This window comes from Nonomuraea sp. K271, assembly GCF_009908215.1.
In the GTDB taxonomy this organism is placed as follows: domain Bacteria; phylum Actinomycetota; class Actinomycetes; order Streptosporangiales; family Streptosporangiaceae; genus Nonomuraea; species Nonomuraea longispora.
Genome location: NZ_JAAAHR010000186.1, coordinates 1 through 18,416, shown reverse-complemented (window position 1 = coordinate 18,416; position 18,416 = coordinate 1). Strand labels below are relative to the sequence as shown.

Sequence of the window (18,416 nt, the reverse complement as noted above, 5' to 3'; positions counted from 1 at the left end):
GGCTTGCCGGTCTCCTTCACGATACGCACCGCGCCCGCCCGGAACTCCGGATCAAAGCGCCGCCGCGTGACTGCTGCCACGACCAAACCTCTCCCGGTTCGGTCTCCACGCTACGAGGGGAAGGCCAGTCCTGAGACACACCCTGTTGAAGTTTCCTATGTCCTGCGACATGGGTTTCCTATGTCCTGAACCAGCACAGTGCTCTGGCAGCTTCGCGCGGGCGGCGCCCGTCGTCCGCGCACCGTCCGAAAAAAAACTTCCCCGGGGTTGTCGATCCGGTCGTGACCGGATCGACGCGTAGGCGAAAGGACGGCGACGCCGTCCCCCGACCTCGGAGGAAGACCATGCAGAAGATCACCACCTACCTGTGGTTCGACAACCAGGCCGAAGAGGCCGCCACGTTCTACACCTCGCTGTTCGCCGGCTCGCGGATCGTCGAGGTCCAGCGTCAACCCGGGGGCGGCGCCGGGTCGGCCGGTCCGGCCATGATGGTCACGTTCGAACTGGCGGGCCAGCGCTTCCTGGCGCTCAACGGCGGCCCCCGGTTCCGCTTCACCGAGGCGATCTCCCTGTACGTCGACTGCGCGTCCCAGGATGAGGTCGACGAGCTGTGGGCCAGGCTCACCGAGGGCGGCGAGGAGTCGGAGTGCGGCTGGCTGAAGGACCGGTGGGGCCTGTCCTGGCAGATCGTGCCGCGCGACCTGCCCGAGCTGCTGACCGATCCCGACCCGGCCAAGGCCCAGCGGGTCATGAAGGCGATGATGGGCATGCGGAAGATCGACATCCGGGCGTTGCAGGAGGCCGCCGGGCACTGTTGATGAGCATGGCGGGTCAGCACCGCGGCCCGGCCCTCGCCGGAGGGCCGGGCCCGGAGGCGCGGGCCTCAGGCGGAGGCCGTCTCCTCCTTCGTGTCCCCCGTCTTGCGCCGCAGCTCGGCCTCGATCGCCTCGACCGACTCGCCGGCCTTGTCGCGACGGTATTCGCGCACCGAGTAGGCGATCGCGGCCGCCCAGATCAGGGCGATGACCACGTAGGAGACCGTCTGCACCGCGCCGGGGGCGTCGATCCAGTCGCTGCGCAGCAGGGTGCGTACGTTCGTCAGCACGATGATGCCGCCCACGGCGGAGCCGAGGATCCGGGGCGGGATGTGACGGACCAGCCAGGCGGCGATGGGCGCGGCGATGACGCCGCCGATCAGCAGCACCACCACCCAGGAGAAGGTGATGTTCTCCGAGCCGAGCCCGACGAAGAAGCCGACGCTGGCGGCGATGGCGATCAGGAACTCGCTCGCGTCGATGGAGCCGATCACCTTGCGAGGGGCCAGACGGCCGCTGGCCAGGATCGCCGGTGTGCCGACCGGCCCCCAGCCGCCACCGCCGGTGGCGTCGACGAAGCCGGCCACCAGCCCGAGCGGCGCCAGGAACCTCTTGCGCAGCGGCTTGCCCAGGTTGCCGCGCGGCAGCCCCATGACGGTGAAGCGGACCAGGATGTAGGCGCCCAGCACCAGGAGGATGATCGACATGACCGGTGCGGCGACCTCGGTCGACAGGCTGGACAGGAACGTCGCTCCGGCGAAGGCGCCGACCGCCCCCGGGAACCCGATCTTGGCGACGACCTTCCAGTCGACGTTGCCGAAGCGCCAGTGTGAGAGGCCGGAGACGAGCGTGGTGCCGATCTCGGCGAGGTGCACGGTGGCGGAGGCCGCGGCAGCGTTGGTGCCGACGGCGAGCAGCAGCGTGGTCGAGGTGACACCGTAGGCCATGCCCAGGCTGCCGTCGACGAGCTGGGCCACGAACCCGACCAGCCCGAGCAGGATCAGCGCTCGCACAATCCCCTCTTTCCCGATCATTCCTACTCTACAAGTAGGAATAGTCTCTACGAGTTCCCAGGTCGCGTCAAGGCGTGACAGATCAGCAATCGAGCTGCCCGGCCGGAACGGGCGGCATGGGCCGCTACGAGGGTGAAGGGATCCCGGGATGAGCGCCGGAGGCCAGACGCTCGGCGCGTCGGGTGACGGCCGCGCGCCACTCGGCCGGCGTCACGGTGAAGCGGCCGTCGCGCACCGCCGCCAGCGCCGCGTCCGCGACCGCCGCCGGCTCCTCGCCCTGGTGCATCATGGCCGTCCGTACGGCACCAGGGCACAGCAGCGTCACCCCGACCGGCGTGCCGTCGAGCGCCAGTGCGGTCTGCTCGGCCAGGGCGACCACGGCGTGTTTCGAGGCGGGATAGGCCCCGCCGCCGGGGAACGTCACCAGCCCGGCCAGCGACGCCGTGATCAGGATGTGCCCGGGCCGCCCTGAGGCGAGCATCCTCGGCACGAAGGCGCGCAGGCCGTTGCGCACGCCGCCCACGTTCACGGCGAACACCCTGTCCCAGTCGTCGTCGGCCACCTCCCACGGCACGCCCACATCCCCGCCGACGATGCCCGCGTTCAGGCACACCAGGTCCGCGCCGGGCGCGGCGTCGGCGAGCGCCTCCATCGCCGCGGGATCGGCGACGTCGGTGGGCACGGCGTCGGCTCCGATCTCGGCGGAGGCGGCGGCGAGCCCGGCCGCGTCGATGTCGGCGAGCACGACGTGCGCCCCCTCCGCGCGCAGGCCGGCGGCCAGGGCCTTGCCGATGCCGCCGCCGGCACCGGTGACGACGGCGTGGGTGATGTTCATGGCCCTCTTTCCGGGGATGATTGTCGTGACCTTCTCACCGGTCCCGCGACGGCCGGGCACGTGACTCACACCGGCCGCAGCAGGAGGGTGACGAAACCGAGGACGTCGCGGTAGCCGTCGAGCCACACGGCGCGGTGGTCGCGGGCCGCCGCCAGGGCGGCGTCGCCGTCGGAGCCGGGGTGGTCGAGCGCCCAGTCGGTCAGCGAGCCGGTCCACGACCATTCGTAGACGTCCCACTCCGCGCGGGTGCTGGTGTGGGCGTGGACGGTGGCGTAGCCGGCCCGCTCGGCCCGCTCCACCGTGCCCGAGAGGTCGGCGTACTCGTCGGGGCCCGCGTCGAGCAGGGCCAGGATCTCGGGCGAGGGTGTCGTCTCCCAGAAGCCCTCCCCGACGAGGGCCCGCCCGGCGGGACCGAGGTGGCGGCGCATGGCCCGCAGCGATTCGGTCAGGTCGCCGAAGGCGTGGGTGGCGCCGACGCACAGCACGAGGTCGTACGGCCCGGAGCCGGTGAAGCCGGCGGCGGTGGTGTGGTGCAGACGCAGCCGGTCGGACACGCCTCGGGCCGCGGCGCGCTCGGCGGCGGCGGCGAGCGCGGCCTCGGAGACGTCCACCCCGTCGGCCGTCGCCTCCGGATGGAGCTCCAGGGCCCTGATGATCCATTCGGCCTCTCCGCAGCCGAGGTCGAGCACGCGGGCGCGCGACGGCAGCCGCGCCCGCCGCAGCAGGCGCTCGAGTGCGTCGTCGCTGACGGGGGCGGCGATGGGGTGGTCGCGGTGTGCGAGGTGACTGATCAGGTGTCGAAGCATCCCGGAGGATTATGCCGGAGCACCCCGCGACCCGCGCACCATTTTTCAGGTGATGTCCCTGCGCAGCGGGGCCGCGACGGCGGCGAGCGCGGCCAGCGCCGCGTACCCCACGAGGACGGCGCCACCCAGCGAGGCGGGCAGGAGCGTGCCCGCCGCCTGGCCGGACCGTGTGGTCGGGATTCCGAACCGAGGAGAAGACGAAGGCATGACGCTGCCCATTGCCACCATGCTGGCCACTGGTGCTGCAGGGACTGCTCGCGCTCACCGGGGTGATCGGCCTGCCCCAGCGGGAGAACCTGTTCTGACGGCCGAGGTGCAAGAACGTCCAATCCTCACTCTTGCCCCATTCCCTACCGTGTCCGGGCATGAGCACCCAGCAGGAACGCCACACCGCATTCCCTCTCGACCTCGCCCCGCACGCCGTCGCCGAGCTGGGCAGGCAGGCCGTCGATCTCATCGTCCGGCAGGTCGCCGGACTGCCGGACGAACCCGCCAGCGACTACGGCGACGCCCCCAGTATGGTCGCGCTGCTGCGCCGTCCGCCCGCCGGCGAGCCCGGCGACTTCGGCACGCTGATCGAGACCTTCCGCCAGGCCGCCTCGCAGGGCGTCAACACGGCGGGCCCCGGCTACCTGGCCTACTTCCCCGCGGGCGGCCTCGTCTCGTCGGCCCTCGGTGAACTGCTCGCCCAGGTGGCCAACCGCTACACCGGCGTGGCGCAGACCGCCCCCGCGCTCGTCGCGATGGAGGAGAGCGTGCTCACCTGGATGGCGGGGCTGTTCGGGCTGCCGTCCGGCGCGTGCGGGCTGATCACCACCGGCGCCTCGCAGGCCACCCTGTCCGCGGTGGTGGCCGCCCGGCACGACCGGCTCGGGCCCGCGTTCGGCGACGGCACGGTGTACGTCACCGAGCACACGCACTACAGCCTGGCCAAGGCCGCCCAGATCGCCGGCCTGCCCGCCGAGCGCATCAGGACCGTCCCCACCACCGCGGACCTGCGCATGGACGTCCGAGAGGCGACTCGCATGATCGCTGAGGACCGCGCGGCCGGGCTGCGCCCGTTCCTGCTGGCAGGCACGGCGGGCAGCACCAGCACCGGCACCGTCGATCCGCTCGCGGACCTGGGCCGGCTGGCACGCGAGCAGGGGCTGTGGTTCCACGTCGACGCGGCCTACGGCGGCGGTTTCCAGCTCACCCGGCGCGGCCGGGAGCGGCTCGCCGGGATCGAGGAGGCCGACTCGCTCACGTTCGACCCGCACAAGAGCCTGTTCCTGCCGTACGGGACGGGCGTGCTGCTCGTACGCGAGCCGGCCGTGCTGCGCGCCGCGCACGCCGGCGGCGGCCGGTACCTCCAGGACCTCCACGAGGTGGACGGGCTGCCCGACTACGGGCACCTGGGCGTGGAGCTCACCCGGGAGTTCCGCGGCCTGCGGGTGTGGCTGCCGCTGCACCTGCACGGCGTACGGGCCTTCGAGGAGGCGCTCGACGAGAAGCTCGACCTGGCCGGGAAGGTGCACCGGGAGTTGTCCGCCGATCCGCGCCTGGAGGTGCCCTGGCGGCCGGACCTCAGCGTGGTGCCGTTCCGCCTGCGAGGTTCCGACGACGCCAACCGGCGTCTCCTCGACCGGATCAACGCCACGCGCCGGGTCTACCTGTCGAGCACCACGCTGGAGGGGGCGTTCTACCTGCGCCTGTGCGTGCTCAGTGTCCGCACCCGAGCCGAGCGGGTGGAGGAGGCGCTGCGCGTCATCCGCGCGTCCCTCTGACGTGCGGCCCGCCGCCGCTCACGCGCGGCCCCTGGCCGGGCGGCCCGCCAGCACCCCCCGCTGGTAGGCGCCCGGGGTCACCCCCACCATGCGCCGGAAGTGCCGGGACAGGTGCGACTGGTCGCAGAACCCCACGGCGGCCGCCGCCTCCGCCGGAGGCGTGCCCCGTTCCAGCAGTTCGCGGGCGCGTCTGACCCGCAGCTGGACGACGTAGGCGTGCGGCGGCAGCCCGTACGCGCGGCGGAAGGAACGCAGCAGCGCGAACGGCGCCGCGCCCGCGGCGGCCGCCAGCCGGCCCAGGTCGGGCGGGTCGGCCAGGGACTCGTGCAGCAGCTCGCGGGCCCTGGCGGCGACGCCCCGGCCGGCCGCCGCCGGCCGCCGCCGTGGTCCGCGGGCGGCGTACGCGCCGATCAGCCGGGCCATGACGACGCGCAGCAGCGAGTCGGCGGCCAGCCGCTGCCCCTGCTCGGCCGCGCGGTGCGCGGACAGCAGCAGCGCGCACGCGCGCTCGTCGGCGGCCGACCAGGTGGTGAACGCCGGAGGTTCGTCGCCGGCGCCGGCCTCGTCGGCGATGGCCGCCAGCTGGTCGGGCCTCGGGTAGAGGACGCGGTAGGTCCAGCCCTCGGGCGTGCGCGCCCGCCCGGTGTGCACGACGCCCGGGTCGATCATGACGACCTCGCCCGCGCCGGTGCACCGCGGCCCGTCGGGGAAGGCGATCTCCTCCAGGCCCTCCTCGACGACGCCGATCGCGTACGTGTCGTGGCTGTGCCGGGCGAACCGGTCGCCCGTGAAGCGGGCCCGCATCAGGTCCACGCCGCCCCACAGCGGCTCCCGCCAGTACCGCACGCTCATGCGCACACGGTATCGGGCGCGCTCACGTCCCGGCCCGCCACGTGAGCGCGGCGGCGACCGCCGCGGCCGACATGACGACGGCGGAGACGGCCAGCGCGTGGGTCGTCCCGTAGTTGTAGGCGGCGGCGTTCAGCATGCAGTGGAAGAGCACGGCGGCCAGCCCGGCCCCGCCCCCCCTTGAGGTAGAACCACACGATCACCACGCGAGCCGCGACCGTGCCGAGGAACCACCAGGCGATCCACGCCGCGGAGTGACCGGCCTGCACCAGCGGCACGAAATGCCATACTCCCCACACCGCGCCCAGGAGCAGGCCGGTCCTGAGCGGGCCCAGCCGGCCGTTCAGCGGGTCGGTGGCGAAGGCCGTCCAGCCCGCCTCCTCGCAGGCCGCGGCGAGGAAGAAGACCACGACGAGCAGCGGCGCGGTCAGCAGCGGCATCTCCGGCAGCGCGCTCGGCAACCCGGACGCCCGCGCGACGCCCGCGCACACGACCGCCAGCGCGAGCGGCAGCAGGGCGGCGGCGGCCGGCCAGGTTCCGCGCCCGCGCCCGCCGGGGCCGAACGTGCGCGCGGCCAGGCTCCTCATCCCGCCGGTCCCTTCCCGCCGGTACGTGACGATCGCGGCGGCGACGACGGGCACGACGAACATGAGCGCGCTCAACGGCAGCCCCATCGCCGGCGTCGCCTCGGTCAGCGTCCCGGCCGCCCAGAACGGCACGGCCAGGACGAACAGCAGCACAAAGAAGCCCGCGAGCGGCCTGCCGTCCGTGAATCCGGAGGTCATGAGTGCACATTCTCCAGGTCACGCACTAAAGGGCCGACCCGGGGTGCGTGTTCGGCGGGGGCCGGCGACATCACGGCGGACCGCGGTCAGGCGCCGGCCGGCGACGCCGCCAGGCGGCCATGACGGCCGGGCCGGGCCGGGTGGAGCGCCTGCTCAACGCACGGTCGCGAAGAACGCGCGTACGTCGGCGGTGAAGGTCTCCGGCTGCTCCAGCGCGGCGAACGTGCCGCCCCGCTCGTGCTCCACCCAGCCGACGATGTTGTTGTCGCGCTCGGCGAACCGGCGGATCGGCCGCAGGATGTCCTTCGGGAACACCGAGATGGAGGTGGGCACGGTCGCGGGCTTGAGCTCCCATTCGACGCCGGTGTCCGTCTCGGTGTCGGGCGTCTCGGTGAAGGAGCGCGCGGCCGAGCCGGCGGTGTTGGTCAGCCAGTAGAGCATGACCGTGGTGAGCAGCCGGTCGCGGTCGATCCCCGGCTCGATCTCCGTGTCGCTCCACTCGTGGTAGACGCCGGCGAACCAGGCCAGCAGCGCCACCGGCGAGTCGGCCATACCGTAGGCGAACGTCTGCGGGCGGGCCGACTGGATGAGCTTGTACGCGTACTGCTCGGTCATGTAGCTCTCGCGGAAGGCCAGCCGCTCCTGCTCGGCCTCGCTCAGCCCGTCGAGCTCGCCGGGCGCCCCGATGGGGAAGCAGATGATGCCGTTGCCGTGCATGCCCGCGACCCGTTCGGGGGCGAGGATGCCGACCTCGCGCGAGATCCACGTGCCCCAGTCGCCGCCCTGCACGCCGAAGCGCTCGTAGCCGAGCCGGGTCATCAGCTCGAGCCAGGCGCGGGCGATGCGGGTGGAGCCCCATCCGGCCTCACGGGTGGGCCCGGACAGGCCATAGCCCGGCAGCGACGGGATGACCAGGTGGAAGTCGCGGCTGAGCGGCTCGATCACGTCGAGGTATTCGACCGGGGAGCTGGGCCAGCCGTGGGTGATGAGCAGCGGCAGCGCGCCGGGGTCGGCGGAGCGCAGGTGCAGAAAGTGCACGCGCTGCCCGTCGATCTCGGTGACGAACTGGTCGTGCCGGTTGAGCCCGGCCTGTGCCGCCTCCCAGTCGTAGCCGGTGCGCCAGTACTCGACGAGGCGCTTGAGGTGGTCGAGGGGCACGCCGAGGCGCCAGTCGTGGCCGGGCGCCTCGTCCGGCCAGCGCACCCGACCGAGCCGTGCGCCCAGGTCGTCGAGGTCGGCCTGGGCGGTTTCGAGGCGGAAGGGCCGGATGTCGGTCAAGGTTCCTCCATATTGAAGCGTACGCCGTACCGTACGCCATACGATTCGTGGTGCGCAAGCCATGGAGCGTTCCAACATGAGGACGGTGGCGGAACGACCGCCGGGGAAAGCTGTCTCAGGCGGGGATGCTCGCGCGCAGCCTGGCCAGCGCCTCGTCGTCGTTGAGCGCCGAGCCCACGGCCACGGCGCGGCACCCCGCGGCCAGGAAGCCGGCCGCGTTACCGGCGTCGATGCCGCCGGTGGCGACGAACCTCACAGAGGGGAACGGCGCGAGCTGGGCGGTGATCCAGCCCGCCCCCAGTTGCTTGGCCGGGAACGCCTTGAGCCAGGTGAAGCCGTGCGTGAGGGCCGCGGCGATCTCCGTGGCGGTCGCCACGCCCGGCAGGTGCGGCAGCCCGAGGCGGCGCGACTCGGCGACGACCTCGGGATGCAGGCCGGGCGCGACCGCGAACGCCGCGCCCATCTCGTGCACCGCCGTCAGCTGGGCGGCCGTGGTCACCGTCCCCGCGCCGACGCTCTTGCCGCGCCCCTTCGCGGCCTCCACGGCCGCCCTCAGTGAGGGGAGCGCGCTGGAGGTCTGCACGGGCACCTCGATGAGCTCGACCCCGAACTCCCACGCCCGCTCGCACATCGCCACGGTGGCATCGGGGTCGAGGTTGCGGAAGATGCCGAGGATCGGGACGCGGTCGAGGTGCCGGCCGAAGAACTCATCGGCGTCCATGGGTGTCTCCTCCTCGGGCGATCACGACATTCCGCAATATATCGAACCGCCTGGACGGACCAGGCGGGCGGCCCTACTCCTCGACCGCCTTGAGCACGGCGTCCGCGATCGAGCGCGGGTCCACCCCGAAGTGGCGGCGTACGTCCTCCCGCGGGCCCGACAACCCGAACCCGTCGGTGCCGAGCGAGGTCCACGGCCGGTCGATCCAGGGCAGGATCTGGTCGGGCACCGCTCGCATCCAGTCGCTGACCGCGATCACCGGCCCGCTCGTCCCCGCCATGGCCTGCCGCAGGTAGGGCACGCCCGTCGCGGTCATGGCCTCCCGGCGCAGCTCGCTCCACGAGGTGACCGACCACACGTCGACGCCGACGCCGTACTCGTCCTCCAGCAGCCGCTGCGCCTCCAGCGCCCAGTGGATCGCGGTGCCGCTGGCCAGCAGGTGAGCGGCGCCGCCGCGGGCGGAGTAGCGGTAGATGCCCTTGACGATTCCCTCCTCGACCTCCTTCTCGCGGCCTTGGGGCAGCCCGGGCTGCGGCTTCGGCTCGTTGTAGAGGGTCAGGTAGTAGAACACGTCCTCGGCCTCCGGGCCGTACATGCGCCTGAGCCCGTCACGCACGATCACCCCCACCTCGTACGCGAAGGCGGGGTCGTAGGCCAGGCACGCGGGGTTGGTCGAGGCGAGCAGCGGGGAGTGCCCGTCGGCGTGCTGCAGCCCCTCCCCCGTCATCGTGGTGCGCCCGGCGGTCGCCCCGATGAGGAACCCCCGGCCGAGCTGGTCGGCCAGGGCCCACATCTGGTCGCCGGTGCGCTGCCAGCCGAACATCGAGTAGAAGATGTAGAAGGGGATCATCGGCTCGCCGTGGGTGGCGTAACTGGACGCCGCGGCGGTGAACGAGGCCATCGACCCCGCCTCCGTGATGCCCTCGATGAGGATCTGCCCGTCGACCGCCTCCTTGTACGACAGCAGCAGCTCCCGGTCCACGGCGTCGTAACGCTGGCCGTGGGGCGAGTAGATCTGCGCGGTGGGGAAGAGCGACTCCATGCCGAACGTCCTGGCCTCGTCGGGCACGATCGGCACCCAGCGCCGCCCGGTCTCCGGCTCCTTCATCAGGTCCTTGACCAGCCGGACGAACGCCATCGTGGTGGCCACCGGCTGCGCCGAGCCCTTGGCCAGGCCGCGGAAGGGCCGCTCGCCGGGCTGCGGCAGCGGGCGGTGGGAGACCGCGCGCCGGGGCAGCGGCCCGCCGAGCGCGGCGCGGCGCTCGGCGACGTAGCGCGCCTCGGGCGAGCCGGGGCCGGGGTGCAGGTAGGGCGGCAGCTCGCCGTCGAGCGCCCCGTCGGGGACCGGCAGGCCGAGCCGCTCGCCCATGACGCGGAACTCGTCCTGCGTGAGCTTCTTCATCTGGTGGTTGGCGTTGCGCGCCTCGACACCGGCGCCGAGCGTCCAGCCCTTGACCGTCTGGACGAGGATCACGGTGGGCGCGCCGGTTTGCTCCATGGCCTTGCGGTAGGCGGCGTACACCTTGCGCGGCTCGTGCCCCGCCCGCGAGCCGCCGACGATGCGCCGCAGGTCCTCGTCGGAGTGCGGCACGTCCAGGCCGTGGAACAGGTGCTCCCTGATGTAGGCCCCGGACGAGGCGGCGTACGTCTGGAACTGGCCGTCCGGCACCTCGCCGAGCCTGGCCACCAGTTCGTCGGAGCCGAGCAGGGTGTCCCACTCCTGGCCCCACAGCGCCTTGACGACGTGCCAGCCCGCGCCCATGAAGACGCTCTCCAGCTCCTGCACGACGCGGGAGTTGCCGCGGACGGGGCCGTCGAGCCGCTGGAGGTTACAGTTGATCACGAAGGTGAGGTTGCCGAGGCCCTCCCGTGCCGCCAGCGTGAGTGCTGCGGTGGCCTCGGGCTCGTCCATCTCCCCGTCGCCGAGAAAGGCCCAGACATGGCTGCGCGAGGTGTCCTTGATGCCGCGGTTGTGCAGGTAGCGGTTGAACCTCGCCTGGTAGATCGCGTTGAGCGGGCCGAGCCCCATCGACACGGTGGGGAACTGCCAGAAGTCCGGCATGGCCCTCGGGTGCGGGTAGGACGGCAGGCCGCCCTCGGGCTCGCGGCGGAAGAGGTCGAGCTGCTCCTCGCTCAGCCGTCCTTCCAGGAAGGCGCGGGCGTAGATGCCGGGAGAGGCGTGCCCCTGGAAATACACCTGGTCGTGGCCGGCGTGGAAGAAGTGGTTGAACCCCACCTCATAGAGCCACGCGGCCGAGGCGTAGGTGGCCAGGTGGCCGCCGAGCCCCAGCTTGGCGCCACGGGTGACCATGGCGGCGGCGTTCCACCGGTCGTAGGCCGCGACACGTTCCTCCAGGTAGAGGTCGCCCGGATAGGCGGGTTCCTCCGCCGTGGGCACCGTGTTGAGATAGCGCGTGCTCGTGGCCAGCCTGCGCAGCAGGTAGCCGGCCCGTTCGGGACCGGCCTCCCGCCGGACCGCCTCGAGCGACTCGAGCCATTCGGCGGTCTCCTGAGGATCCAGATCTCTCTGCATGCTTCCATTAAACACCCTATGATCGATCATATGATGAGAGGATTTCTCTGTGGAGCCTGTGGCGCGGCCGCCGCTGCGTGACGAGATCCGCGACGTGCTGGTCAAGGGCATGATCAGCGGCCGCTGGGGGCCGGGCGACCGCATCGTGGAGCGCCGCCTGGCCGCCGAGCTTCAGGTCAGTCAGGCCCCCGTCCGCGAGGCGCTGCGCGAGCTCGAAGCGCTCAGGCTGATCGAGTCCGCACCCAACAAGGGCGCGCGGGTCCGCGGCTTCACCCCGGCCGACCTGCGCGAGGTCTATCAGGTGCGGGCGGGCCTGGAGGAGACCGCCACGCGCCTGGGCGGCCCGTCCGTCCCCGCGCTGCGGGCGCACGTGGCCCGCATGCACGAGGCGGCCGCCGCCGGCTCGCTCGACGGCCAGGTGCGCCACCTCGTGGGCTTCCACCGCGAGATCGTGACCGCGTCCGGCAACGCGGTGCTGGCCTCGGTGTGGGAGTCGCTGGGCATCGAGGTGTGGACGCACGTCTCGATCCGGCTGTTCAGGATGCGGCCGCACGAGAACGCCGCCGATCACGAGCCGCTCGTCGAGGCCTTCGACCGGGGCGACCCCGAGGTCGGCCGCCTGCTGCGCGACCACGTGCTCGGCTACGCCCCCTGACCGCACGGGGTCACGCCAGGGTGTCGCGGACGACGCGCAACATCCGCGACAACTCGGCGGCCTCGGCGGCGGACAGGCCGATGGCCTCCGGCGCGTTGAACTCCTCCACCTCGGGCTGCGCCCGGGCCAGCAGCTCGCGGCCCGCGTCGGTGATGCGCAACCCGGTCCTGCGCCCGCGGCCTCCTGGCCCGTCGCGCTCGACCAGGCCGCGCTTCAGCAACGACACGAACAGCTCGTTCATGCTCTGCGGGCGCACCATGATCGCGCGGGCCAGCTCGGCCTGGGTGGGGTCCTCGCCGGAGGCGAGCGTGGCCAGCACGCCGAACTGCGTCGGGGTGAGCCCGACCGAGGCGAAGAGAGCGGTGAAGCCCCTGGCGACGACGTGGGAGGTCCGGATCAGCTCCCACAGCGGCAGGTCGGGCTCACCGTCGGGCCAGGCCCCGTAGCCGGGCCCCCGCTCAGGCAACGCGGGTCCCGCTCATGCGACGGCCGCGGGCGGCCGTGACGCCGCGGCCGAGCCGGGCGGCCGTGGCGAGAGCGGGCAGGCTCAGCCGGGCCAGCCCCGTGCCGACCGGGCCGGCGAGCCGGTGCACCCAGCCGAGCGGCTGCATCGAGGTGCGGATCGCGTCGCCCGCGTAGGCGGCCATCGCGCTTTGGTAGCGGTGCACGGCCATCGGGATGGTGGACTCCCCCGCGTACGCGCGGGCCAGCTCGCCGGCCAGCAGCCCGGCGTCGCGGATGGCGGTGGCCGCGGCCCGCCCGCCGGTGGGCGGCATGGCGTGCACGGCGTCACCCAGCGCCGTGACGGCTCCGGCCGGCCAGGGGGTCAGGTCGACGTCGGGGTCGGCGGCGTGGAAACGGAAGTACGCCACCGTGTCCGGGTCTCCCGCGCGGACGAGCGCGCGCACCCGCCCGTCCCAGCCGTCGAGCAGCGTGCCGGTGACCCGCGTCAGGCCCGCGCCGTCGAGCTCGCGCGGGCTGCCGGGCAACCGCCCGTCGGGCGCGAGGAGCCCCCAGATGAGCGCGGGCTCCTCCAGGACGGCGGGCACCCGGGTGCAGGAGGCGGGGTCGACGACGGCGCCGCCCGCCGGGTCGTGCACGGTGACGAACATCCCGATCCCACCCGGTCCGAAGGCCAGCGCCGGGCCCTCGGCCAGCAGCCCGGGGACGAGCGGGCGGGTCCGCCCGTCGAGCGGGGTGCGGCCGGCGATGCCGCTCACCCCGGCGGGCGCCGAGGTCGGACGGCCGGCCAGCGCCGCGGCGACCCGCGAGCCGACGCCGTCGGCCCCGACGAGGAGGTCGCCCCGGTCGGTGCTCCCGTCGGCGAAGTGCGCCGTGACCGTGCCGTCCGCGTGGGTGCGGTGGCCGGTGTACTCGGCGCCGAACCTCAGCGCGCCGTCCAGCCCGTGGGCGAGGAGCCGGCGCAGCGGGATGCGGCCGATCATGAGTGTCTCGGCCGTGCGCTCGCGCGGCTCGGCCGACAGCAGCCGCATCCGGTGGTCGGTGACGGCGAAGCGGCGGAACGCCTGCCACCCCGCCGAGCTGCCGAGGAGTGCCTGGTAGTGGTCGGGCGTGAGGTGGCGGGCCAGCACCGCGCAGGCCAGGTCGTCGAGATGGAGCCGGTAGCCGCCGGTCGCCTCGATCGCGTCGTCGCGCTCGTGGACCGCGACCTCGATCCCCGTGCGCCGCAGCGCCTGGGCGAGGGTCAGCCCGCCCATGCCGGCCCCGATGATCAACACCTTCATGTCCGCTCCCTCCGTCAGGCACCCGATCTATAAATAAGGTACCTGATACTTGAGGGTCCTGTCAGGCCGTCCCCGTTCCCGCGGGCCGCTCCGCCAGGTGACAGGCCACCAGATGGCCGGGCCCGTGCACCGGTTCCAGCGCCGGCGCGGACACGGAGCAGCCGTCCTCCGCCTTCCAGCAGCGCGGATGGAACGAGCAGCCGCGCGGCCAATCGACCGGGCTGGGCGGCTCGCCCTCCAGCGGGATCTCCCGACGGGTGCCCCGCAGCGCCGGATCAGGGACCGGCGCCGCCGACAGCAGGGCCTGCGTGTACGGATGCGCCGCCGAGCCGTAGACCTCCTGCTCGGAGCCCGTCTCGACGACCTTGCCCAGGTACATGACGGCCACCCGGTCGGCGAGGTGCTGGACCACGCTCAGGTCGTGGGCGATGAAGACGTACGCCAGTGAGAACTCCTCGCGCAACTGCAGGCGCGGCTGGAGCCAGATCACGAGCCGCTCCACCGGATCGGCGAGATCCACCTCGAACAACTCCTGCAGCCGGCCGCGACGGTCGCCGAGGTGTCCTCCTGCCGCGATACGCTGCACAGCATGTGGCTGCGGTTCGGCGGCATGCTGCTGCGGGCGCTGGAGGGCGAGCTGGCGGTCGGCGACACCACCCCCGCCATCAGGACGTGGACGCGCGAGCTGACCCGGACGTACGACGGGTGGTGCGCGGAGGCGGAGGCCGGCGCGGCCCACGAGAGCATCCCGATCCGCCACCTGGTGTGCCTCCAGTACGGCGCCGTCCTGGCCGGCGCCGGGCACGCCCCCGCCGGGACGATGACCCGGTCCGGCACCGCACGAGCACCGGGGCGGTCGTACGTCCGCCGCGCCCGGGAACGTGTTTCCCCCAAACAGGTCCCGAAGGAGGACGCGAGTGAGGCGGGCTCCGTGAGATGATCAAGATCATGACTGATCTGCCTGGCTCAGGGATCGCCGGTCGAGCACAGAGCACCCCACCGGCGGGCACGGCCTTAGGCGCAGGCGCCGGCCGGGGCGCGGCCGCGGCCAGCGTCGGGCAGATCGCCGGTCTGCGCCCGCGCCGCGGCCCGCAGGACGCGGGCGAGGTGCCCGGCGCCGACGTCGACCTGCTCGATTCCCTCGACCCGCTGACCTGGCGCACGGTCGCGGCCTGGCTGCGGGAGCGGCCGTCGGCGGCCACCAGGCAGGTCCGCCTGCGGGTCCTCGCCGCGTTCCTGCGCTGGCTGCGCGAGGCCGAGCCGTCCGTCGAGCTGCTCGCGGTCACCGGAGCGCACCTCGACACCTACTGCGACGCGGCGCGCGCCGGCGCCCTCACCATCGGCGTACGCGTGCCGGGCAAACCCCTGGCCAGCGCGACGGTGAACAGGAGGCGAGGCGTGCTGTCCTCCTTCTACGCCTTCGCCTGGCGTTCCGGCGCGGTACGCCACGACCGCGTCGCCGCTCCCGGCACCGGCGTGCTCACCCGCGAGGACCGGCGGCTGCTGCGCCAGGGCGTCGCCCGGCTGGCCGCCGGCGGCCGGCACGCCGAGGCCGCGGCCGTCGCGCTGCTGGACGCCACCGGCGCCGCCGCGGACGCCCTCGCCGAGCTGACCCTCCAGGACCTGCACCCGGTGGCGGGGGGCGACCTGGCCATCGTGACCGTGCACGACAGCCGCGGGGACATCGTGGCCTTCCCGGTGCCGCCTCCGGCCCGGCCGCTGCTGGAGGCGCTGTCGTCGGATCGGGGTCCCGGCGAGCCGCTGCTCCGGCGGGACGACGGGCGCCCCGTGGACGTGGAGTGGCTGAGGGACGCACTGGCCGAGGCCGCCCTCGCCGGCGGCATCCCGCGGCAGCGGGCGAAGCTGCTGCACCCGTACATGTTGCGGGCTATCACGGCGGCCGACCGCTCCACGATGACCTGACTCCGCTCTGGTAAGAAGGCGGTTATCGACAACGAAAGGGCGCATATGACTGCGGAGCGGGTGCAATCCAGGGTCTTCGGAGAAGTGGCCGACGCATACGACAGGGTCCGCCCCGCCTACCCGGACGCCCTCGTGGACGACGTCCTGGCCTACGCCGGGCTCGGCGGCGCGCCGGCCGTCGAGGCGGGCGCGGGCACGGGCAAGGCCACGGCGATGTTCGCGGCCCGCGGCACCGACCTCACCGCCGTCGAGCCGGACGCCGCGATGGCCGCGGTGCTGAACCGGCGGCTGGACGGACGGCCCGACGTGCGCGTCGTCGTCTCCCCGTTCGAGGAGTTCCGCCCCGACCGGGCGTTCGGCCTGCTGTTCAGCGCCCAGGCCTGGCACTGGACCGACCCGGAGCTCAGGTGGCGCAAGGCGGCCGAGGTGCTCGCCCCGGGAGGCGCCGTCGCCCTGTTCTGGCACTTCGACATGCTCAAGGACCCCGCGGTGCTGGACGCGGCGCTCGCCGTCTACCGGGCGCACACGCCGCACATCCTCGTGGACACCGAGTTGCCCACCGAGTCGTCGATCGAGTCGTCGCGCTGGTGGCTGGAGCTGGAACGGCAGGACGCCTTCCATGATCTGTCGGCCCGGCTCTACCCGTCGGAGCTCACGTTTCCCGTCGCCGACTACCTCACGCTGCTCGGCACCCGCTCGGCCATCCGGATGCTCCCCGAGGACGTACGCGCCGGCCTGCTCGGCGCGCTGCGCGACGTCTTCGGCGACCAGGTGACGCTCAGCGTGACCACGGCCCTCTACCTCGCCCGCCGCACCCCGTAGCCACCCCGCCCCATCTCCGGCGATCCCCCGGCACGGCTACTCCCGTTGGTGTAGCCCACAAGCCGCTCCCGGACGGACGCCGATTTCGCGCGAAGCCGGGATCGTGGCCGCGTGCGTTCGGGAAGCAAGGCTGACGAAGGGCCGGGACCGTGACCATCGAGGCGAGGATCGGCCGGGGCGGCAGACACTTCCCCTCATGTCGCCGAAGGTCCGCGGGTTCGTGCTGCTCGCGCACGTGGTCTCCTCCGTCGGCTGGCTGGGCCTCAACCTCGCCGTGCCCGCGCTGGCGGTCACCGGCATGACCACGGGAAGCCCGGCCACGCAGCATGCCGTCTATCGCGTGCTCGACATGCTGGGCGGGTTCTACCTGATCCCGTTGAGCGTGACCGCCTTCGTCACGGGCGTCGTGCTCTCCCTCGGCACGTCGTGGGGGATCTTCCGGCACTACTGGGTGACCGTGAAGTTCGTCCTCACGTCGATCGCGGTGGTGCTCATCCCGCTGTCTCTGCTGCCGGGGCTCCGGGAGACCGCCGAGGTCGTGGCCCGGCACACCTCCCGGCGAGTTCGCCGACGTCGCCAGGGGCGGGGTGGGCCAGGTCGGCGCCGGATTCGTCTCCACCACCATGTACCTCACCTGCGCGATCGTGTCGATCTACAAGCCGTGGGGACGCACCGCGTACGGCAGGCGGCGGCTCGCCGCGTCCTCCCGCCCCCGGTCGATCGGGTAAGCCGGCGCGGCCCGGGGTCGGCGCGCTGCCCCCGAGAGCGTACGCGGCCGGCCGGGCGTACTCCTGACGGCGTATTCAGGCGATCCACCGGCGGACGACGACGCCGGCCACGCGACCGCCCAGGTTCGATCGGGGGTCTCGGCCTCGCCGGCGTCAACGACGTCACCGGCACGGACCACGGCGACAGCCCGAGCACGACCGGGCGCTGAGCGGCCGTGAACCTGCCCGCCCGGTGGTCCTGCTCGCCCACCGGCCGGTCCAGGTCCACCAGGCGGTACGGTACGACGTCGACCTGCAGCCGTCCGCTCACAACCACCCGTACCGGCTGGGCCGGAGCGGCTTGGACCCCGGGCCCGGCTGGCGTGGGCCGGCCCGGGGTGAGGGCGTGGTCCGGCCGGGGGTCGCCATTCCCTCCGGCCAGGCCGTGGCCCGCGGCCCTTTCCTTTCAGGGCCGCTGTCCGAGTGGCAGTGTGCTGGTTCAGGACATAGGAAACCCATGTCGCAGGACATAGGAAACTTCAACAGGGTGTGTCTCAGGACATAAGCAACCGCCGCGATCAACAGCGTGGGCGGTGTGTCCAAGGCCAGAGTTGTCATCACCGCTGTTGTCGTCGAGGGCCGGTCCCAGGCAGAGGTCGCCCGCGCCTACGGAGTCTCCAAGGGCTGGGTGTCCAAGCTCGTCGCGCGCTACCGGGCCGAGGGCGAGGCGGCGTTCGAGCCCCGCTCCCGGCGGCCGAAGAGCTCGCCGAACGCGATCGACGCCGACACCGTCGAGTTGATCGTCCGGCTCCGCAAACAGCTCGCCGAGCAAGGCCTGGATGCCGGCCCGGACACCATCGCCTGGCACCTGCGCCAGCACCATCAGCGGACGGTGTCCCGGGCCACGATCAGCCGATACCTCACCCGTCGCGGCCTGGTGGTACCCGAGCCGAAGAAGCGGCCCCGCTCGTCCTACATCCGCTTCCAGGCAGAACAGCCGAACGAGACCTGGCAGGCCGACTTCACCCACTACCGCCTCGCCGACGGCACCGACACCGAGATCCTGTCCTGGCTGGACGACCACTCCCGCTACGCCCTGTCGGTGACCGCGCACGCCCGCGTCACCGGCCCGATCGTGCGCGACACCTTCCGCGCCGCGGTCG

The 18,416-nt window shown here is 73.0% G+C and carries 20 protein-coding genes; 8 read left to right on the top strand and 12 right to left on the bottom strand.

Annotated features, from left to right (window positions below; genetic code table 11):
• Nucleotides 1–344 precede the first annotated feature (344 nt).
• A complete protein-coding gene (locus tag GUY59_RS39965; protein ID WP_138208537.1) occupies nucleotides 345–818 on the top strand; it encodes a VOC family protein in 474 nt (157 codons plus the stop codon).
• Nucleotides 819–883: 65 nt separating this feature from the next.
• Here the strand turns inward: GUY59_RS39965 and GUY59_RS39960 are convergent, their stop codons facing one another.
• The 4 genes from GUY59_RS39960 to GUY59_RS39945 form a co-directional block, all read right to left on the bottom strand.
• Complete coding sequence (locus tag GUY59_RS39960; protein WP_138208538.1) at nucleotides 884–1,828, bottom strand: sulfite exporter TauE/SafE family protein; 945 nt, start codon at nucleotides 1,826–1,828, stop codon at nucleotides 884–886.
• 124 nt (nucleotides 1,829–1,952) lie between these two features.
• Nucleotides 1,953–2,663, bottom strand: coding sequence for an SDR family oxidoreductase (locus GUY59_RS39955; RefSeq protein WP_138208539.1), 711 nt, complete (start codon nucleotides 2,661–2,663; stop codon nucleotides 1,953–1,955).
• A 65-nt stretch (nucleotides 2,664–2,728) separates the two neighbouring features.
• Complete coding sequence (locus tag GUY59_RS39950) at nucleotides 2,729–3,469, bottom strand: SAM-dependent methyltransferase (RefSeq protein ID WP_138208540.1); 741 nt, start codon at nucleotides 3,467–3,469, stop codon at nucleotides 2,729–2,731.
• A 45-nt stretch (nucleotides 3,470–3,514) separates the two neighbouring features.
• Entirely contained in the window at nucleotides 3,515–3,688 is a 174-nt protein-coding gene (locus GUY59_RS39945) for a hypothetical protein (protein WP_161714950.1), read from the bottom strand.
• Nucleotides 3,689–3,834: 146 nt separating this feature from the next.
• Here GUY59_RS39945 and GUY59_RS39940 point away from each other — a divergent pair, with 146 nt between their 5' ends.
• The gene (locus tag GUY59_RS39940) at nucleotides 3,835–5,235 is read left to right on the top strand and encodes a pyridoxal phosphate-dependent decarboxylase family protein (RefSeq protein WP_138208541.1); all 1,401 of its coding nucleotides are present in this window, start codon (nucleotides 3,835–3,837) and stop codon (nucleotides 5,233–5,235) included.
• Nucleotides 5,236–5,253: 18 nt separating this feature from the next.
• Here the strand turns inward: GUY59_RS39940 and GUY59_RS39935 are convergent, their stop codons facing one another.
• From GUY59_RS39935 to aceE, 5 genes are all read right to left on the bottom strand, one after another.
• Nucleotides 5,254–6,087 carry an AraC family transcriptional regulator gene (locus GUY59_RS39935; protein ID WP_138208542.1) on the bottom strand — a complete coding sequence of 278 codons (834 nt, stop codon included), beginning with the start codon at nucleotides 6,085–6,087 and terminating at the stop codon, nucleotides 5,254–5,256.
• Nucleotides 6,084–6,869, bottom strand: a complete 786-nt coding sequence (locus GUY59_RS39930) for a CPBP family intramembrane glutamic endopeptidase (protein ID WP_161714949.1) — start codon at nucleotides 6,867–6,869, stop codon at nucleotides 6,084–6,086. Before GUY59_RS39930 ends, GUY59_RS39935 begins: the two co-directional genes overlap by 4 nt.
• 153 nt (nucleotides 6,870–7,022) lie before the next feature.
• Nucleotides 7,023–8,147: an epoxide hydrolase family protein gene (locus GUY59_RS39925; protein WP_236667962.1), complete on the bottom strand. Its 1,125-nt coding sequence runs from the start codon at nucleotides 8,145–8,147 to the stop codon at nucleotides 7,023–7,025.
• A gap of 115 nt (nucleotides 8,148–8,262) precedes the next feature.
• Entirely contained in the window at nucleotides 8,263–8,868 is a 606-nt protein-coding gene (locus GUY59_RS39920; RefSeq protein ID WP_138208126.1) for a bifunctional 4-hydroxy-2-oxoglutarate aldolase/2-dehydro-3-deoxy-phosphogluconate aldolase, read from the bottom strand.
• 73 nt (nucleotides 8,869–8,941) lie between these two features.
• Nucleotides 8,942–11,401: a pyruvate dehydrogenase (acetyl-transferring), homodimeric type gene (gene aceE / locus GUY59_RS39915; protein WP_138208125.1), complete on the bottom strand. Its 2,460-nt coding sequence runs from the start codon at nucleotides 11,399–11,401 to the stop codon at nucleotides 8,942–8,944.
• Between the two features lie 109 nt (nucleotides 11,402–11,510).
• On the opposite strand from aceE, the gene GUY59_RS39910 reads away from it, so the two are divergent.
• Complete coding sequence (locus GUY59_RS39910; protein ID WP_132335001.1) at nucleotides 11,511–12,056, top strand: GntR family transcriptional regulator; 546 nt, start codon at nucleotides 11,511–11,513, stop codon at nucleotides 12,054–12,056.
• A 10-nt stretch (nucleotides 12,057–12,066) separates the two neighbouring features.
• On the opposite strand, the gene GUY59_RS39905 is transcribed toward GUY59_RS39910, so the two are convergent.
• The 3 genes from GUY59_RS39905 to GUY59_RS51045 all read right to left on the bottom strand — a co-directional run bounded on the left by GUY59_RS39905 (nucleotide 12,067) and on the right by GUY59_RS51045 (nucleotide 14,387).
• Complete coding sequence (locus GUY59_RS39905; protein WP_138208124.1) at nucleotides 12,067–12,522, bottom strand: MarR family winged helix-turn-helix transcriptional regulator; 456 nt, start codon at nucleotides 12,520–12,522, stop codon at nucleotides 12,067–12,069.
• Complete coding sequence (locus GUY59_RS39900; protein ID WP_138208123.1) at nucleotides 12,515–13,801, bottom strand: FAD-dependent oxidoreductase; 1,287 nt, start codon at nucleotides 13,799–13,801, stop codon at nucleotides 12,515–12,517. The genes GUY59_RS39905 and GUY59_RS39900 overlap by 8 nt, the downstream gene beginning before the upstream one ends.
• Nucleotides 13,802–13,862: 61 nt before the next feature.
• Nucleotides 13,863–14,387, bottom strand: a complete 525-nt coding sequence (locus GUY59_RS51045) for an oligopeptide/dipeptide ABC transporter ATP-binding protein (RefSeq protein WP_252375227.1) — start codon at nucleotides 14,385–14,387, stop codon at nucleotides 13,863–13,865.
• 3 nt (nucleotides 14,388–14,390) lie between these two features.
• On the opposite strand from GUY59_RS51045, the gene GUY59_RS39890 reads away from it, so the two are divergent.
• From GUY59_RS39890 to GUY59_RS39870, 5 genes are all read left to right on the top strand, one after another.
• A complete protein-coding gene (locus GUY59_RS39890; RefSeq protein WP_138208122.1) occupies nucleotides 14,391–14,741 on the top strand; it encodes a hypothetical protein in 351 nt (116 codons plus the stop codon).
• A gap of 8 nt (nucleotides 14,742–14,749) precedes the next feature.
• Nucleotides 14,750–15,724: a hypothetical protein gene (locus GUY59_RS39885; RefSeq protein ID WP_138208121.1), complete on the top strand. Its 975-nt coding sequence runs from the start codon at nucleotides 14,750–14,752 to the stop codon at nucleotides 15,722–15,724.
• Nucleotides 15,725–15,808: 84 nt separating this feature from the next.
• Nucleotides 15,809–16,546 carry a class I SAM-dependent methyltransferase gene (locus tag GUY59_RS39880; RefSeq protein WP_161714948.1) on the top strand — a complete coding sequence of 246 codons (738 nt, stop codon included), beginning with the start codon at nucleotides 15,809–15,811 and terminating at the stop codon, nucleotides 16,544–16,546.
• A gap of 196 nt (nucleotides 16,547–16,742) precedes the next feature.
• A complete protein-coding gene (locus GUY59_RS39875) occupies nucleotides 16,743–17,483 on the top strand; it encodes a hypothetical protein (RefSeq protein ID WP_138208850.1) in 741 nt (246 codons plus the stop codon).
• 365 nt (nucleotides 17,484–17,848) lie between these two features.
• Nucleotides 17,849–18,416, top strand: a 568-nt coding sequence (locus GUY59_RS39870; protein ID WP_161714947.1) for a helix-turn-helix domain-containing protein, incomplete at its 3' end; no start/stop codon positions are given.

Excerpts from the sequence above, each read along its gene's own strand:
- GUY59_RS39965 (WP_138208537.1), top strand. The coding sequence starts at position 345 with ATGCAGAAGATCACCACCTACCTGTGGTTCGACAACCAGGCCGAAGAG.
- GUY59_RS39955 (WP_138208539.1), bottom strand. The coding sequence starts at position 2,663 with ATGAACATCACCCACGCCGTCGTCACCGGTGCCGGCGGCGGCATCGGC.
- GUY59_RS39950 (WP_138208540.1), bottom strand. The coding sequence starts at position 3,469 with ATGCTTCGACACCTGATCAGTCACCTCGCACACCGCGACCACCCCATC.
- GUY59_RS39945 (WP_161714950.1), bottom strand. The coding sequence starts at position 3,688 with ATGGGCAGCGTCATGCCTTCGTCTTCTCCTCGGTTCGGAATCCCGACC.
- GUY59_RS39940 (WP_138208541.1), top strand. The coding sequence starts at position 3,835 with ATGAGCACCCAGCAGGAACGCCACACCGCATTCCCTCTCGACCTCGCC.
- GUY59_RS39935 (WP_138208542.1), bottom strand. The coding sequence starts at position 6,087 with ATGAGCGTGCGGTACTGGCGGGAGCCGCTGTGGGGCGGCGTGGACCTG.
- GUY59_RS39930 (WP_161714949.1), bottom strand. The coding sequence starts at position 6,869 with ATGACCTCCGGATTCACGGACGGCAGGCCGCTCGCGGGCTTCTTTGTG.
- GUY59_RS39920 (WP_138208126.1), bottom strand. The coding sequence starts at position 8,868 with ATGGACGCCGATGAGTTCTTCGGCCGGCACCTCGACCGCGTCCCGATC.
- aceE (WP_138208125.1), bottom strand. The coding sequence starts at position 11,401 with ATGCAGAGAGATCTGGATCCTCAGGAGACCGCCGAATGGCTCGAGTCG.
- GUY59_RS39910 (WP_132335001.1), top strand. The coding sequence starts at position 11,511 with ATGATCAGCGGCCGCTGGGGGCCGGGCGACCGCATCGTGGAGCGCCGC.
- GUY59_RS39900 (WP_138208123.1), bottom strand. The coding sequence starts at position 13,801 with ATGAAGGTGTTGATCATCGGGGCCGGCATGGGCGGGCTGACCCTCGCC.
- GUY59_RS39890 (WP_138208122.1), top strand. The coding sequence starts at position 14,391 with ATGTGGCTGCGGTTCGGCGGCATGCTGCTGCGGGCGCTGGAGGGCGAG.
- GUY59_RS39885 (WP_138208121.1), top strand. The coding sequence starts at position 14,750 with ATGACTGATCTGCCTGGCTCAGGGATCGCCGGTCGAGCACAGAGCACC.
- GUY59_RS39875 (WP_138208850.1), top strand. The coding sequence starts at position 16,743 with ATGTCGCCGAAGGTCCGCGGGTTCGTGCTGCTCGCGCACGTGGTCTCC.